The 15,684-nt window shown below is 51.5% G+C and carries 13 protein-coding genes, 1 tRNA gene and 1 other annotated feature; of the genes, 5 read left to right on the top strand and 9 right to left on the bottom strand.

Features of this window, described 5'->3' with window-relative positions; all coding sequences use genetic code 11:
- Window positions 1-171: 171 nt before the first annotated feature.
- Window positions 172-1,908 carry a carbon starvation CstA family protein gene (locus tag IEY11_RS06935; protein WP_188886164.1) on the top strand — a complete coding sequence of 579 codons (1,737 nt, stop codon included), beginning with the start codon at window positions 172-174 and terminating at the stop codon, window positions 1,906-1,908.
- Between the two features lie 310 nt (window positions 1,909-2,218).
- Here the strand turns inward: IEY11_RS06935 and leuB are convergent, their stop codons facing one another.
- From leuB to IEY11_RS06915, 4 genes are read right to left on the bottom strand one after another with little or no spacing between them, the layout of a single operon-like run.
- Complete coding sequence (leuB, locus tag IEY11_RS06930; RefSeq protein ID WP_118285757.1) at window positions 2,219-3,295, bottom strand: 3-isopropylmalate dehydrogenase; 1,077 nt, start codon at window positions 3,293-3,295, stop codon at window positions 2,219-2,221.
- Between the two features lie 4 nt (window positions 3,296-3,299).
- Window positions 3,300-3,791 carry a 3-isopropylmalate dehydratase small subunit gene (locus IEY11_RS06925; RefSeq protein WP_117488093.1) on the bottom strand — a complete coding sequence of 164 codons (492 nt, stop codon included), beginning with the start codon at window positions 3,789-3,791 and terminating at the stop codon, window positions 3,300-3,302.
- A 17-nt stretch (window positions 3,792-3,808) separates the two neighbouring features.
- Window positions 3,809-5,071: a 3-isopropylmalate dehydratase large subunit gene (leuC, locus tag IEY11_RS06920; protein WP_188886163.1), complete on the bottom strand. Its 1,263-nt coding sequence runs from the start codon at window positions 5,069-5,071 to the stop codon at window positions 3,809-3,811.
- 21 nt (window positions 5,072-5,092) lie between these two features.
- Window positions 5,093-6,604: a 2-isopropylmalate synthase gene (locus IEY11_RS06915; protein ID WP_118359336.1), complete on the bottom strand. Its 1,512-nt coding sequence runs from the start codon at window positions 6,602-6,604 to the stop codon at window positions 5,093-5,095.
- A 76-nt stretch (window positions 6,605-6,680) separates the two neighbouring features.
- Window positions 6,681-6,924 (bottom strand) — a binding site (T-box leader).
- A gap of 520 nt (window positions 6,925-7,444) precedes the next feature.
- Here IEY11_RS06915 and metG point away from each other — a divergent pair.
- The 4 genes from metG to IEY11_RS06895 all read left to right on the top strand — a co-directional run bounded on the left by metG (window position 7,445) and on the right by IEY11_RS06895 (window position 11,641).
- A complete protein-coding gene (gene metG, locus IEY11_RS06910) occupies window positions 7,445-9,379 on the top strand; it encodes a methionine--tRNA ligase (protein ID WP_117752003.1) in 1,935 nt (644 codons plus the stop codon).
- Between the two features lie 203 nt (window positions 9,380-9,582).
- A complete protein-coding gene (locus tag IEY11_RS06905; RefSeq protein WP_117488099.1) occupies window positions 9,583-9,996 on the top strand; it encodes an EamA family transporter in 414 nt (137 codons plus the stop codon).
- Window positions 9,997-10,090: 94 nt separating this feature from the next.
- Window positions 10,091-10,855 carry an HAD hydrolase family protein gene (locus tag IEY11_RS06900; RefSeq protein WP_188886162.1) on the top strand — a complete coding sequence of 255 codons (765 nt, stop codon included), beginning with the start codon at window positions 10,091-10,093 and terminating at the stop codon, window positions 10,853-10,855.
- Window positions 10,856-10,867: 12 nt separating this feature from the next.
- Complete coding sequence (locus tag IEY11_RS06895) at window positions 10,868-11,641, top strand: TatD family hydrolase (protein ID WP_118285755.1); 774 nt, start codon at window positions 10,868-10,870, stop codon at window positions 11,639-11,641.
- 266 nt (window positions 11,642-11,907) lie between these two features.
- On the opposite strand, the gene IEY11_RS06890 is transcribed toward IEY11_RS06895, so the two are convergent.
- The 5 genes from IEY11_RS06890 to IEY11_RS06870 all read right to left on the bottom strand — a co-directional run bounded on the left by IEY11_RS06890 (window position 11,908) and on the right by IEY11_RS06870 (window position 15,418).
- Window positions 11,908-12,792 carry a HEPN domain-containing protein gene (locus IEY11_RS06890; protein WP_118359328.1) on the bottom strand — a complete coding sequence of 295 codons (885 nt, stop codon included), beginning with the start codon at window positions 12,790-12,792 and terminating at the stop codon, window positions 11,908-11,910.
- A gap of 120 nt (window positions 12,793-12,912) precedes the next feature.
- Entirely contained in the window at window positions 12,913-14,034 is a 1,122-nt protein-coding gene (locus IEY11_RS06885) for a hypothetical protein (protein WP_188886161.1), read from the bottom strand.
- Between the two features lie 98 nt (window positions 14,035-14,132).
- Window positions 14,133-14,741, bottom strand: coding sequence for a KilA-N domain-containing protein (locus IEY11_RS06880; RefSeq protein WP_243022709.1), 609 nt, complete (start codon window positions 14,739-14,741; stop codon window positions 14,133-14,135).
- 216 nt (window positions 14,742-14,957) lie between these two features.
- A complete protein-coding gene (locus IEY11_RS06875; RefSeq protein WP_118729883.1) occupies window positions 14,958-15,149 on the bottom strand; it encodes a recombinase family protein in 192 nt (63 codons plus the stop codon).
- A 193-nt stretch (window positions 15,150-15,342) separates the two neighbouring features.
- Window positions 15,343-15,418, bottom strand: a tRNA-Ala gene (locus IEY11_RS06870).
- Window positions 15,419-15,684 lie beyond the last annotated feature (266 nt).

Raw genomic sequence — 15,684 nt, 5'->3', positions numbered from 1 at the left:
GTCGGCAGCATGCTGTCGGCAAGCAAAGTGGTAACGCGGAAGTAAATACAGCAATGTATATGCCTTCGTCTTTGCAGGATCATCTTCGTGATCCTCCTGCATGGACGAAGGCTTTTTTGCGTACCTTTGGCTGCGGAATCGCAAATCATTTCAAGAAAGAGACGAAAAAACATGAACACACTTGTAATTGTGCTGATCGCGGCTGTTGTTCTGTTCGGCGCGTACGTTTTCTACGGACGCTGGCTGGCGAACAAATGGGGTATCGACCCGAAAGCCAAGACGCCTGCCGTTGAATTTAATGACGGCAAGGACTTTGTGCCGACCAACGGCTGGACAGTATTCAGTCACCAGTTCTCCTCTATCGCGGGCGCAGGCCCTGTAACCGGCGCAATTCAGGCTGCGGCGTTCGGCTGGCTGCCGGTACTGCTGTGGGTGCTGATCGGCGGCGTATTCTTCGGCGCAGTAACCGACTTCGGCGCGCTGTACGCTTCGGTTAAGAACAAGGGCAAATCGATGGGTATGCTGATTGAGAAGTACATCGGCAAAACCGGCCGCAAGCTGTTCCTGATTTTCTCGTGGATCTTCTGCTGCATCGTTGTTGCGGCATTCGCAGATATGGTTGCGGGCACATTCAACGCCTACACTGTCACGGATGCAGGCGTTACCGAGCTGGCTGCTACCGCAACCACCAACGGTGCGGCAGGCATGATCTCCATCATGTTTATGGTATTCGCGGTTGTGCTCGGCCTTATCCAGAAAAAGTTTAACCTGACCGGCTGGAAGGAAGCCGTTGTCGGCATTGTGTGCATCGTTGCCTCCTTTGCAATCGGCATGAACTGCCCGCTTATCTTCGGCAAGGCAGCATGGAGCTATATCACCTTCGTTTATATCTTCTTCGCCGCTGTCCTTCCGATGTGGCTGCTCAAGCAGCCGCGCGACTACATGACCACCTTCATGTTCATCTGCATGATCGCAGGCGCAGTCGTCGGTCTGGTTGTTGCACATCCGACTATGAACCTGCCGGTATTCACCGGTTTTACCAATGAGAAGCTCGGCACGATGTTCCCGATCCTGTTTGTAACCGTTGCATGCGGTGCGGTTTCCGGTTTCCACAGTCTGGTTTCCTCGGGTACGTCCTCCAAGACCATTGAGAACGAAAAGGACATGCCCAAGGTTGGCTATGGCGCAATGGTGCTGGAAAGCCTGCTGGCTGTTCTGGCACTGTGCGTTGCCGGTGCTGCTGCAGCAGCTGACGGTACGCCGGCAGCGGGCACGCCGTTCCAGGTATTCAGCAGCGGTGTCGCAGGCTTCTTCGAGATGTTCGGCGTTCCGGTTTATGTTGCTACTGCATTTATGACCATGTGTGTTTCCGCACTGGCGCTGACCAGTCTGGACGCGGTTGCGCGTATCGGCCGCATGAGCTTTCAGGAGCTGTTCTCCGTCGATGACATGGAGCATGCCGAGGGCTGGCGCAAGCTGTTCTGCAACGTATATTTCTCCACGGTTATCACGCTGGCATTTGGTTTCCTGCTCACCAAGATCGGCTATGCCAATATCTGGCCGCTGTTCGGTTCGGCCAACCAGCTGCTGAGCGCCCTGGTGCTCATCACGCTCTGCGTATTCCTCAAGGTTACCGGCCGCAGCAACAAGATGATCTTCCCGCCGCTGATCATCATGCTGTGTGTTACCTTCACCGCGCTGGTGCAGCGTTTCCTTGCTATGGTAAAGGCGATCTCTGCTGCCGCCTCAACGGCTATTCCGGCCGGTGAGACCACTTGGGGAGCGGTATTCATCGCAAACGGCCTGCAGCTTATCCTTGCGGTACTGCTGATTGTGCTCGGTCTGACGATCGTTATCCACTCGTTCAAGAGCTATGCCAAGAGCGAGAGAAACAGCGAGAACGCGTAAAGCCGATTCTCCATATAACAAAAACGGCTTCGAAAAAACGAAGCCGCAAGACTATCGAAAAACCCGGTTGCAGCCTAATCGCAACCGGGTTTTTCGATAGGAAAAATTCACGGAGTAATTACAGATTACTCATTCCTGATTATTCTTAAGGCAACACCGCACAATTAAAGCTGCGGCGCTTTGCGGAAATTTTGTGTCCTGACTTTGTTGCGATTTCACAGTAATACACTAAGTATTACTGCAAAACCGCGCCTCGTCAGTACACAAAATTTGCTCGCAAATCGCTCTTGTTCAATTATGCGGTATTGCCTTAAAGCTGTTCGCGGATCAGTGCACCCATCTCGGAGGTGGACAGTACCTTCTCACCCTTTGCGGCGATGTCCGCGGTGCGGTGGCCTGCGTTGAGGACATTCTCAACAGCGGTTTCGATGGCGTCTGCCTCGTCCTTGAGGCCGAACGAGTAACGCAGCATCATCGCGCACGACAGGATGGTCGCGATCGGGTTCGCGATGCCCTTGCCCGCGATGTCCGGCGCGGAGCCGTGAATAGGCTCGTACATACCCTTGCCGCTCTCATTCATCGAGGCGGACGGCAGCATACCAATGGAGCCGGTGATCATAGAAGCCTCATCGGACAGAATATCGCCGAACAGGTTGCCGGTTACGATAACATCGAACTGACCCGGATTGCGGACGAGCTGCATCGCGCAGTTGTCAACATACATATCGGTGTACTCGACTTCCGGATACTCGTCCTTGATGCGGTGCATGGTTTCGCGCCATACGCGGCTGGTTTCGAGCACGTTTGCCTTGTCTACCGAGCAGACCTTCTTATTGCGCTTCATCGCCATCTCAAAAGCACGGCGGCCGATGCGCTCTACTTCATAAACCGAGTAGTTCATGTCGTCCGCGCCGGTCTCGCCCCAGCCCTTGTCGCTCTCGCGGCGATAGTGCTTGCCGAAGTAAACGTCGCCGGTCAGCTCACGGCAAACGAGAATGTCGAAGCCGTCACCAATAATCTCAGGCTTGATCGGGCACGCATCCGCAAGTGCCTTGTGCATCTGCGCCGGGCGCAGGTTGACGAACAGGCCCAGTGCGGCGCGCAGACCGAGCAGCGCCTTCTCCGGACGCTTGGCACTCGGCACATCGTCCCACTTCGGGCCGCCGACTGCACCGAGCAGAACGGAATCCGCGTTCTTGCAGATCTCGATGGTCTCATCGGTCAGCGGGATGCCGTTCTTGTCGATCGAGCAGCCACCCGCGAGGACCTCCTGAAAACCAAACTTGTGGCCGAACTTCTCGCCGACCTTATCGAGCACGAGCATAGCCTCGGATACGATTTCCGGACCGATGCCATCGCCCTTGACAACAGCAATATTGTATTCCATGGGATTATGCCTCTCTCTCCTTGAGCGACTTGAGCAGGCCGCCTGCCTTGATGATGTTCTGGATAAACGGTGGGAATGCAGCTGCCTGCCAGCTCTCGCCCTTGGTAACGTCGGTGATCACGCCGGTGTCGAAGTTTACCTCTACCTCGTCGCCCGCGTCGATGCCGTTCGCCGCTGCCTCGCACTCGAGGATGGGCAGGCCGATGTTGATGGCGTTGCGGTAGAAGATACGCGCGAACGAGGACGCGATCACGCAGGAAACGCCGTTCTCGCGGAGAACAAGTGGCGCGTGCTCACGGGAAGAACCGCAGCCGAAGTTGCGGGTCGCAACAACGATATCGCCCGGGTGCATATTCTTGACGAAATCCGCGTCGATGTCCTCCATTGCGTGGGTGGACAGCTCCTTCGGGTCTGCGATATTCAGATAACGTGCGGGGATGATAACATCGGTATCGACATTATCGCCGTACTTGAAAACCTTGCCTTTTGCGTTCATGGTATGTGTTTCCTCCCTTACTTCAGGTCGTCCGGTGCACAGATATAGCCTGCTACCGCACTTGCGGCAGCGACGGCCGGGCTTGCCAGATAAATTTCCGAGGTGATATGACCCATACGGCCTACAAAGTTGCGGTTGGTGGTGGAAACCGCCTTCTCACCGTGCGCCAGGATACCCATATGACCGCCGAGGCACGGGCCGCAGGTCGGTGTGGAAACGATAGCGCCAGCCTGAATGAAGATCTTGGTCAGACCCTCCTCGATGCACTGCAGGTAAACTTCCTGTGTCGCGGGGATGATGATGGTGCGCACATTCGGATTTACCTTGCGGCCCTTGAGGATTTCGGCTGCAACGCGCATATCGTCGATGCGGCCGTTGGTGCAGGAACCGATGACCGACTGCTGAACCTCAATATGGCCGAGGTCGTCAATGGTCTTGGTGTTCTCCGGCAGGTGTGGGCACGCGATGGTCGGACGGAGTGCAGACAGGTCGATCTCGATGGTCTGCTCGTACTCGGCGTCAGCGTCAGCCTCGAATGCGATAACCTCGCGGTTTACGCGGCCCTTGATGTAGTCCATCGTCTTGTCGTCTACCGGGAAGATGCCGTTCTTCGCACCGGCCTCGATCGCCATGTTGCAGATGGTGAAGCGGTCATCCATGGACAGCGCGTGTGCACCCTCGCCGACGAACTCCATCGACTTGTACAGCGCGCCGTCCACGCCGATCTTGCCGATGATGTGCAGGATGACGTCCTTGCCGGATACCCACGGGTTCAGCTTGCCGGTGAGCACAAACTTGATGGCACCCGGCACCTTGAACCATGCCTTGCCGGTCGCCATGCCTGCGGCGAGATCGGTAGAACCGACGCCGGTGGAGAATGCGCCCAGTGCGCCGTAGGTGCAGGTGTGGCTGTCCGCGCCGATGATAAGCTCACCGGGAGCGGTCAGACCTTTTTCCGGCAGCAGCGCGTGCTCGATACCCATTGCGCCAACGTCGAAGAAGTTTACGATGTTGTACTTCTTGGAGAACTCGCGGCATTCGAGGCACTGCTCAGCGGACTTAATATCCTTGTTCGGTGCAAAGTGATCCATTACCAGCGCGATCTTCGTGTTGTCGAACACCTTATCGAAGCCCGCCTTCTCCATCTCTCGGATGGCAACCGGACCGGTGATATCGTTTGCCAGCGTGAGATCTACGTTTGCCTCGATCAGCTGACCTGCCGTTACGCTTTCCAGACCCGCATGCTTTGCGAGGATCTTCTGCGTCATTGTCATACCCATAACAGCGTTCCTCCTGCTGAATTAGTCGTTAAAATACTTGTTGATGCCGTTGATGTACGCCTTGATGGATGCTTCCATAACGTCAACCGATACGCCGCGGCCGGTAACAACCTCGTTGCTGCCGTCTACGCGGATCTTGACGATAGCCTCGCTCTGTGCGTCCTCGCCGTCGGTCAGTGCGCGCAGCGAGTAGTCCTCCAGAACGATTTCCTTGCCGATGATCTTGTCGATTGCATGGAACGATGCGTTGATCGGGCCGTCGGAAGCGGCAGCGCGCTCGAACATCTCGTCGCCCTTCTTGACACGGATAACAGCGGTAGAGGTAATGGTGTTGCCAGAGTTGATGACAAAGCGGTCGAGCGTGTAGCGCTCCTCGCCGGAAACCGGAACAGCACCGATCAGACCCTCGAGGTCGCGGTCCTTGATGACCTTCTTCTTGTCAGCCAGAACCTTGAACTTCTCGAATGCCTTCTCGAGCTTCTCGTGATCGAGCGTGTAGCCCAGCTCATGCAGACGCTCCTCGAAGGCGTGACGGCCGGAATGCTTGCCGAGCACGATCGCGTTCTTCGGGATACCGACGGATTCCGGAGTCATGATCTCGTAGGTTTCCTTGTTGGCCATTACGCCGTGCTGGTGGATGCCTGCCTCGTGTGCGAACGCATTTGCACCGATGATCGGCTTGGTCGGTGCAACAGCAACGCCGGTAATGGTCTGGATCATGCGGCTTGCGCGGTAGATCTGGGTGGTTTCGATGTTGCAGCCGATGCCGAAGTGGTCGGCACGGGTCTTGAGCGCCATAACGCACTCCTCCATCGAGGCGTTGCCTGCGCGCTCGCCGATGCCGTTGATGGTGCACTCGATCTGGTCAATACCGGCTTCAACGCCTGCCAGAGAGTTTGCAACTGCCATGCCGAGGTCGTTGTGCATGTGGCAGGACAGGATTACGTTCTCGATACCCTCGGTGTGCTCACGCAGATACTTGATGCGGGATGCGTACTCCTGCGGGATCATGTAGCCGACGGTATCCGGAATGTTGATGGTAGTAGCGCCGGCCTTGATGGCGGTTTCCACAACGCGGCACAGGAAGTCGAGATCGGAACGGGTTGCGTCCTCAGCGGAGAACTCGATGTCCGAACAGAACTTCTTGGCGAAGGCTACGTTGTGCGCTACGGATTCCAGCACCTCATCCGGCGTCATCTTCAGCTTGTACTCCATGTGTACCGGGCTGGTTGCCAGGAAGGTGTGAATGCGGGCAGACTCTGCACGGCGGATGGAGTTCCATGCCGCCTCGATGTCCTGCTCACGGCAGCGTGCCAGCGAGCAGATGGTAGCGCCGCGCACGGTATCAGCGATTGCTGCGATAGCAGCAGCATCGCCGGGAGAAGCAGCCGCAAAGCCTGCTTCAATGATATCTACCTTGAGGGCTTCGAGCTGCTTTGCAACCTCGATCTTCTCATTCAGGTTCATGCTGCAGCCGGGAGACTGCTCACCGTCACGCAGCGTCGTATCAAAAATCTTAACTGTTCTTCCCATGGTATCTTGTCCTCTCCTATTCAGAATTTTACCGGGTTTACAGGGACAAAAAAAGCTCCGTCCCTTAATCCAATCATTAAGAGACGAAGCGAAAGCTCCGCGGTACCACTCTTGTTGCCGCAGTATGGTGCGACCCCTCTATGCACATCTGACAATGCGCTCCCCTGTAACGGTGGGTATCCGTTCCCTCCTACCGGTCCGAAGGACTTTCAGCGGACAGCTCCCGGGCGAGTTTCACTGCTTCCTGACGCTGCCTTACACCAACCGGCAGCTCTCTGCGGACAGGGGTGACAATTACTTTACCCGTTCATCACCTTTATCAATATGTTTTTATATTAGACCTCTGAGCCGCTGTTGTCAAGACTTTTTTTAAGGCAGCGCCGGGCATACTGCACCGCAAACAGATTTGACAAACCTTCTCCAATATAGTAAAATAACACTGTATACAGGAAAACGCTGTTTTCCTGAGCGCATCTGTTAAAAGCTGTGAAGAGAAGAGTACGCAGTGAAGTACGTCAAAGCGAGTTCCGGGCGGTGAAAGCGGAGCGCGGAGGGCACTGCCGAACATGGTCTTGGAGCTTCGCACCGAACCTGCTTTGTAATAGTAGGCAAGGCTGCGGCGGCAAGGTCCTGCCGTTATCGGGGACGATGGGTAGCATCCTACCCGCTGAGGCGCCTTTCCGCGAGGAAGGCGTAAAGCAAGGTGGTAACACGGAAGGTTTGTCCTCCGTCCTTGCAGTGGCAAAATACAGGCCATTGCAGGAACGGAGGATTTTTTGTTCCCTGTTCCCTGCTGTCACGCATAAAACATATTTATATATGTAAGGAGAGAATACACGAATGGACAAGAAACCCTATTATATCTCAACGGCGATCGCCTATACCTCGGCGAAGCCGCACATCGGCAACACCTACGAGATCGTGCTGGCCGACGCTATCGCACGCTACAAGCGCATGACCGGTTACGACGTTTATTTCCAGACCGGCACGGACGAGCATGGTCAGAAGATTCAGGAGAAGGCCGAGGCAGCCGGCATCACGCCGCAGCAGCACGTTGACAAGGTTGCCGGTGAGGTTAAGACCATCTGGGATCTGATGAACACCACCTATGACAAGTTCATCCGCACCACCGACCCGATGCACGAGAAAAAGGTGCAGAAGATCTTCAAAAAGCTGTATGATCAGGGCGATATTTACAAGGGCGCGTACAAGGGCAAATACTGCAAGCCGTGTGAGTCCTTCTGGACCGAGAGCCAGCTGAAGGACGGCTGCTGCCCGGACTGCGGCCGCCCGTGCGTAGACGCCGAGGAGGAAGCATACTTCTTCCGCATGAGCAAGTACGCCGACCGCCTGATGAAGCACATCGAGGAGCACCCCGAGTTCATCCAGCCGGAGAGCCGCAAGAACGAGATGGTCAATAACTTCCTGAAGCCGGGTCTGCAGGACCTGTGCGTTTCCCGCACCTCGTTCAGCTGGGGCATTCCGGTAGACTTTGACCCGGGCCATGTTGTTTATGTTTGGCTGGATGCGCTTACCAACTATATCACCTTCTGCGGCTACGATCCGGACGGCAACCACGATGAGCACTACAAGAAGTTCTGGCCGGCTGATGTGCACCTGATTGGCAAGGATATCATCCGCTTCCACACCATCTACTGGCCGATCTTCCTGATGGCTCTTGGCGAGCCGCTGCCGAAGCAGGTATTCGGTCATCCGTGGCTGCTGGTCGGCGACGGCAAGATGTCCAAGTCGCTCGGCAACGTTATCTATGCGGACGATCTGGTTCGCCTGTTCGGTGTGGATGCCATCCGCTACTACGTTCTGCACGAGATGCCGTTCGCAAATGACGGTGTGCTCTCCTACGAGCTGATCTGCGAGCGCATTAACTCTGATCTGGCAAATGTGCTCGGCAATCTGGTCAACCGCACGATTGCCATGACCAAGAAGTATTTCGGCGGCATTGTTCCGGCGCCGACCGCACCGGAAGCGCTTGATGACGAGCTGAAGGCAGTCGCACTCGGTCTGCCGGCAGCTGTTGAGAAAAAGATGGACACCCTGCACGTTGCAGACGCCATCGACGAGGTATTCGCACTGCTGCGCCGCTCCAACAAGTATATCGACGAGACCATGCCGTGGGCGCTCGCCAAGGACGAGAGCAAGCAGGCGCGTCTGGGCACGGTGCTGTACAACCTGCTCGAAGCGATCCGCTTTGCCGCTGTTGAGCTGAAGCCGTATCTGCCGGACACCGCCGACAAGATTTTCGCACAGCTGGGTGTTGAAAACAAGGGCGTTGAGAGCCTGACCTCGTTTGACGGCATGCAGCCGGGTCAGCCGGTCGGCGAAGCCTCCATCCTGTTCGAGCGCATCGACATTCCGAAGAAGCTCGCTGAGATCGAGGAGGAAAAGAAGGCTGCCGAGGCAGAGCAGAAGCCTGCAGTTGAGTTCCTGCCGGATATCCCGTTTGACGATTTCTGCAAGGTCGATATGACGGTCTGCAAGGTACTCGCATGCGAGAACGTCAAGAAGAGCAATAAGCTGCTCAAGTTCCAGCTGGATGACGGCTCGGGCACGCCGCGTCAGATTCTGTCCGGTATTGCCAAGTATTACAAGCCGGAGGAGCTGGTCGGCAAGACGGTCGTCGCCGTTACCAACCTGCCGCCGCGCAAGATGATGGGTCAGGAGTCCAACGGCATGCTGCTTTCCGCCGAAAAGGACGAAAAGCTCAATCTGCTCATGCTGGACGACAGCATTCCGGCTGGCGCCAAGCTGTGCTAAAATAAACACACTTTACAACGGATTCCGCAGGGCGGGGTGCCCTCACCCCGCCGCACATAAACAGGAACACTCGGTTGCAACGGCGGGCTGAGGGCAGCCCGCCGTACGAATGGGTTAACAGATGTATTATCCCATGTATAATTTCGCACACACTACAATCAACAATTTAGGAAGCGAAAATTATGACAAGAGGGCGAAATGCAATGTGGATCATTTATGCGCTGCTCTCTGCGGTATTTGCCGCACTGACAACGATTTTAGCCAAAATCGGCGTGGAAAACGTGGACAGCACGCTTGCTACTGCTATCCGAACCGCTGTGGTGCTCGTGATGGCATGGGGTATGGTCTTCCTGCTGGGAAAACAGGGCGGCGTAAGCGCAATCGGCGCCAAAAGCTGGGTATTCCTTACCCTGTCCGGACTGGCGACCGGCGGCTCGTGGCTGTTTTACTACAAGGCCCTGCAGATGGGCGAGGCCAGCCGTGTGGCTCCGATCGACAAGCTGAGCGTTGTTATCACGATGATTCTGGCGTTTGTTGTCCTGCACGAGACCGTGACGGTCAAGGGCGTGATCGGCGGCATTCTGATTGCGGCAGGCACGCTGTTTATGATTCTGTGATATATTTTAAGCAAAAGAGTTAAGAACAGAGTGGAGAGTGGAGATTTATGTTTTCTGCACTCTCCACTCTTCACTCTGTTATTGAGGGTTTTACATGCACAAAAAATACTTCTTTTTTGATATTGACGGCACGCTTTCCACCGGTCTCACCACCATGATGCCGGAAAGCGCAGTAAAGGCACTGGCGCATCTTCGTGCGAACGGCCACTTTACCGCCATTGCGACCGGACGGCTGCAGGCATCTGCAGCAGCCGTTGCCGCGCGCTACGGCTTCACGGACATTGTAGCGGACGGCGGCTGGAGCGTAACGCACAACGGCGAAATTGTCGAGATGGAGTCGCTGCCGGCGGCCGACTGCATTGCGCTGATCGAGCGGCTCGAGCAGGCCGGTATTCCGTGGGCGGTGTCGCCGGAGAATGAGAAACTATGCGTAACAACGGATAAAAATTATCTTCCGTATGCACCGGAGAACTACTTCCCTGTTCTGTGGGACCCGCATTTTGATTATCACAGACTGGAGCATCTGTACAAGGTTTACTACGTCTGCACGCCTGATGAGGAGAATCATATTGACGCGGGCGGTCTGCCGCTTGTGCGGTACAATCCCCATGTGATTTTCGTTGAGCCGAAGGAAAAACAGCGAGGTATTCGCTATTTTCAGCAGCTTTTATCCATTCCGGATGAGGATATTGTGGTGTTTGGCGACGGCATGAACGACATCTGCATGTTCGGTCAGGGATGGCTGTCTATTGCGATGGGCAATGCCCGCGCCGCGCTCAAGGAGAAAGCGGATTACATCACAACCGACGTGGATAAGGATGGACTTTGGAACGCCTGCAGGCATTTCGGCTGGATTTGAGGAAGGTTTACTATGCTTTTTGATACACATGCACACTATGACGATGAGCGGTTCGACGAGGACCGCGATACGCTGCTGGCTTCCATGCCCGAGAACAATGTCGGCCTGATTCTCAATCCCGGCTGTGATGTGGAAAGCTCGCGCAAAGCGGTCAGCTACGCGAATAAATATCCATTTGTATATGCGGCGGTCGGTATGCACCCGGAGAACATCGAGGACGGCTGGGAGGCTGATCTGGAGACCATCCGCGCACTGGCACAGAACGAAAGCAAGGTTCGCGCCATCGGCGAAATTGGTCTTGACTATTACTGGGAAAAAGACGAGCGTGCGCGTGCACGGCAGCAGGTTGTATTTGCCCGCCAAATGGAGCTGGCGCGTGCACTGCACCTCCCTGTCATCGTGCATGACCGCGATGCGCACGCCGACAGCATGGAGATCACCCGTCGGTATCCGGATGTGATCGGCGTGTACCACTGCTATGCCGGTCACGTCGAAATGGCACGCGAACTGCTGAAACTCGGCTATTATTTGTCATTTACCGGTGTTATCACATTCAAAAATGCCAAAAAGGCGAAGGAAGTCATTCGCGAAGTGCCGATTGAGCGACTGATGATCGAGACCGATTCGCCCTACATGGCACCCGAGCCGTTTCGCGGCCGCCGTAATTCCTCGCTGTATGTGCATCGCATGGCTGAGACTATCGCGGAAATCAAGGGCATAAGTGCCGCAGAGGTTGAACGGATTACAACCGAAAACGGCAGACAGCTGTTTGGTATTTCCGGGTAAGATAGAACAAAACAGGGACAAGAGGTTTTATCTCTTGTCCCTGTTTTGTATGAACTATGTTGACGAAAAAGATGCACCAATCCAAAGCCCCATCTCATCAAGCCGCAAACCAGCGGAGCGTTTGCGGCTTGAAAAGGAGGAGCAGCGGAATGAGTGCGCTCTGACTTTTTTGATAAAAAAGTCGGAGCAAGCGATATAAAGCTTGCTCCGACGTGTAATAGCGAAACACTATAGATATCGGTCCAAACCTCAATTTGCAGAGAAAATCATTGGTCGCATCTATCTGCCCACCAGCAATTTATAGTTTCAATACGATTAGACAATCTCTCCTTGTATCGGTTTAGTGGAATATCGAGCAAATCTAATAAAATAATTCTATACATGAGTGAAAGCTTGTGTAGGTAAAGCACACTCTCATCACCATTCAAGAATTTTCTATTCTGCTTACTTTTAATGTGAGCAATTCGATTCCTACTATTTACTAATATTTGCACAAAACCTTCCAAGTCTTTTTGGTACTCACCCCGAAAAATTTCTTGCCCATAATGGCTTATTATATATTTAAGATCCAAACCTAATTGGGACTCCTCACGACTCTTCCTTTTTGGCAAAACAAATTCGCTCTTTTTGCTCTGAATAATCTCGCCCACACCAATAAAGGCTTCAATTAGGAAAGCACATTTCATGTCCACAGGCATTTCAACTCTGGAAAGGCAATATAAAGCCGTATTGTGAACAATATCTAATTCCTCTTGAATCAGACACCAATTTGAAAAAAGTGTTTCGGAAAGCACCTCATCAAAATTAATCAAACGGTTATTTTCTCCAATCATAAAATCAGCAGAAAAATAATTAGGAAGCAACTTTTTCTGAATGCTTGTGGTGATTTCGACTCCATCCTGAGTAACCGATGTGATTGGATAAAACTGCCCATCCATTAGCATTATTAGACGCTTCAAATCAAAGTATAAATGATGAAGGTCGTATATGGAGGCATCTTCTACAGTATGAACCGTAATGATACGTTCACCAAATTGCTCTATGGAAATCTCTGCCAAACTATGTTGTTGGCCTATATAGGCTGTAATCGTTTTCTCGAACGGTCCACCAAGTATACCATTGTTGGGACATTCTCGAACAATGAATTCCATCTGGTCACCACCTTTAGATAGTGCGGAGTTTTCTCTTGGCTAAAAAGAAGAAAAAAGTTCTGTTTTAAATATCATACAGCAAGCTTTATGTGAATTTCTATGTTACTCCAGACATATTAACTAATCGTTTATAAATTCCTCAAATCCGCGGTATAAAGTATAGTTATACTTTGCAATTTGCGGTTGCCCTCCAAAGAGTTTGGAGGCTCCTGGATAATACGAAAAAGTAGACTTGATTTGTGCTAAGTAAGTATATGGATTATTAATGTTCCCTACTCTTTTCTCAAAAATCCCAGTCAAGATTCCGGCCCATAAGCCGGAAGACTCAATTGCGCCCTTATATAAATCAGGGAAATTACTACAATACCCCAATACATCCGCAGCTACAGTAATTACAGTTGTCAATATACCACCAAACTTAGCAACCCTTAAAATATCCATACTTTTTCTATATTCATTCGCTGCAGAATCAATTTTTTTCTTTTCATCATTAATAATTGCCTCTATCACTTCAGGAGCATCTGCTTGAGCCAGCTCATTGCGAAGAGTTTTAATGGCATTCAAAAATTGATTGCGCTCATCTTTTCGCTTTTCACGAAAACGAAGAATATCTGTGGGAGGAACATGCAAAAGATCTTGTGGAAAAATATCTGGAATCATAATCGATACTAATGCTTCGGTGCTCGGTTCAATGTATTCTTTCCCCGGTCGATAATCATCCTGAAGAGCTCCTCCGTATAAAAAGTAGGTTGATGTTGTCCACAACTCTTGATTTCTGGTCCACAAAGATAGTGAATTCTTTTTTGCAATGTGATTTGCTAAAAAGGTCATATAGAAGTTCACAGTGTGGGGGCTTGCATACAGCCAGTTTTCATCCTCGTCAATATGTTTTAGCTTGAAGAAAATATCCTGCAAGAGTTTGACATCCATTTTTGAAGAATGAATTCGGATATATTCTGTTTCATCATCCTCAATCAGCGAAAGCGCAGCTGCTTTTCTATGATTCTCATCCATAAACTTCGAAAATTCTTCACTCGCTTCTTTTGAATACGGAACAGGAGATAGTGGGATTCCAATTTCGCCGGTAGAACACAACTCTCTAATATTTTGCGGTTCATTCAATTCATATCCAGGGGGCACAATTCTATATATTTTATCCGCAAAAAGAGCTGCATTCCAGAGCCATTGATAATCTTCGTGGCGAAACTCAATTGTCGGATAATAAAGAATAGAGTTACTCATAATTCAAGTTTCCTCTCTATAATTTTAAGGAATATTTTATTGATGAATTGAATGGCTTATGCGCATCATCCGTCAATTTCTATACATGATTCAAATTGTTACTTTAGGTGCGTCCTCCCCAAAGATAACTTAATCAATAGCATCTTAAACTCTGGTGCAATCCATGAAGCAAACTCGCAAGCAATCATCGGATGAGCAAATGTTCCTCTGGCTTTACCTTGCTTAGAAACAATGCCGATTGCCTTTGTTCGGTCGATCCACAGCTTTGGTATCAATGTAAAAGAAGCGGCTTTCTTCTTTTCTAAAAGCTCCTCATAACCGGCTTCGCTGTAATCAGGATTATTTTCCTGTTCCCACAGGTTGAGGAAGGCTAAGGTGTTTCCACTTCGCAACCAACTCTGAATCACATATCCTGGAGCATCCTCACTATGTGCTCGAGCAATCTCGGTAAGAGAAATATAACTCTCATCTTGCTTCTTGTCCTGTGATACCGAGTTCTTTCTCCGTGCAACACTTTCCAATACCTCACTCTTACTCTTGCCATAGCCAGCGAGAGCGGAGAGCGTATATTCAGCAATATCATTTTCCTTTGTGATTCGCAGTATAATTCGATCTCGTTCCTCGCAGGTGATATTATCCGCTCCCACAAGGTATTCCAACAAATTTCCAATGCCAGCTAAATCTATCATGCTGATTTTCCTTGCCACACGCCTCACCTCTTGAGGCTATTGTAGCATAACTTGTAGAAATATGAAAGATAAATCAAATCTGAATCACGGCAGGGGAAACATAGCGTGTGCCTTTCCTTGGTGTTCCTTCCTTATCGTAATCAACATTGCAGCGGGCAGACTTCTCAAACTGTGCATCCATGAACTTCTCCATGCCAATAACAGCTATGTATTTACCATTAGAAAGAAGATGATCTACCGCAGCTGAGTCCATTTTGCTTTTCCGATCGGAGAAGATATTTGTTTTGCATGAAGCATATCCACGACCTTTCCCAAACTTGCTCCTGCCATATAGAAATCAAAAATCAGACGCACAACATTTGCTTCACTCCTATTGATTTCAAGTGTCCCGCTACTGGTCAAAGTAAAACCATATGGTATTCTCATGTTTTGCCCCTCCTAAAAAATAAGAATTACTATGCTGCCGCCTCACCCGAGAGGCAAAACATAGGAATATAGAAGATATTGTTTTCTTTCGTGCTGTCATTCTGCACAGTCAGCAAGGTTAATTGGTCTTCTTTGGTGTCAAAAATGACAAAACCCGTGTATAACTTAAGTTATACACGGGTTTTGTCTAATATGGTGGAGACGGTGGGGATCGAACCCATGACCTCTTGACTGCCAGTCAAACGCTCTCCCAGCTGAGCTACGCCCCCGATTCGGCTAATAAACTTTGCATAAAAATTATAACGCAACGGATTGGTTAATGTCAAGCACAGAGCATCTGGCAGTATCACTGAAATCACAAAGCAAAACTTGGTAGTGCTGCCGAAAATTTAGGTGAAACTGCCAAGTTTTATTCGCTGCTGTTAGGACTCGGGGGTGCGGACGAAAAGTTGGACAAAGCAGAGGCCGCAAGGAGGAAATAGGTATATTGTTCACATACGAAAAGAAAGTCCGCGCCCTGTAATTATATGAGCAA

This window comes from Butyricicoccus faecihominis, assembly GCF_014648015.1.
In the GTDB taxonomy this organism is placed as follows: domain Bacteria; phylum Bacillota; class Clostridia; order Oscillospirales; family Butyricicoccaceae; genus Agathobaculum; species Agathobaculum butyriciproducens.
Note: the sequence above shows the minus strand (reverse complement) of the source record. Positions and strands in the feature narration are given on the sequence as shown.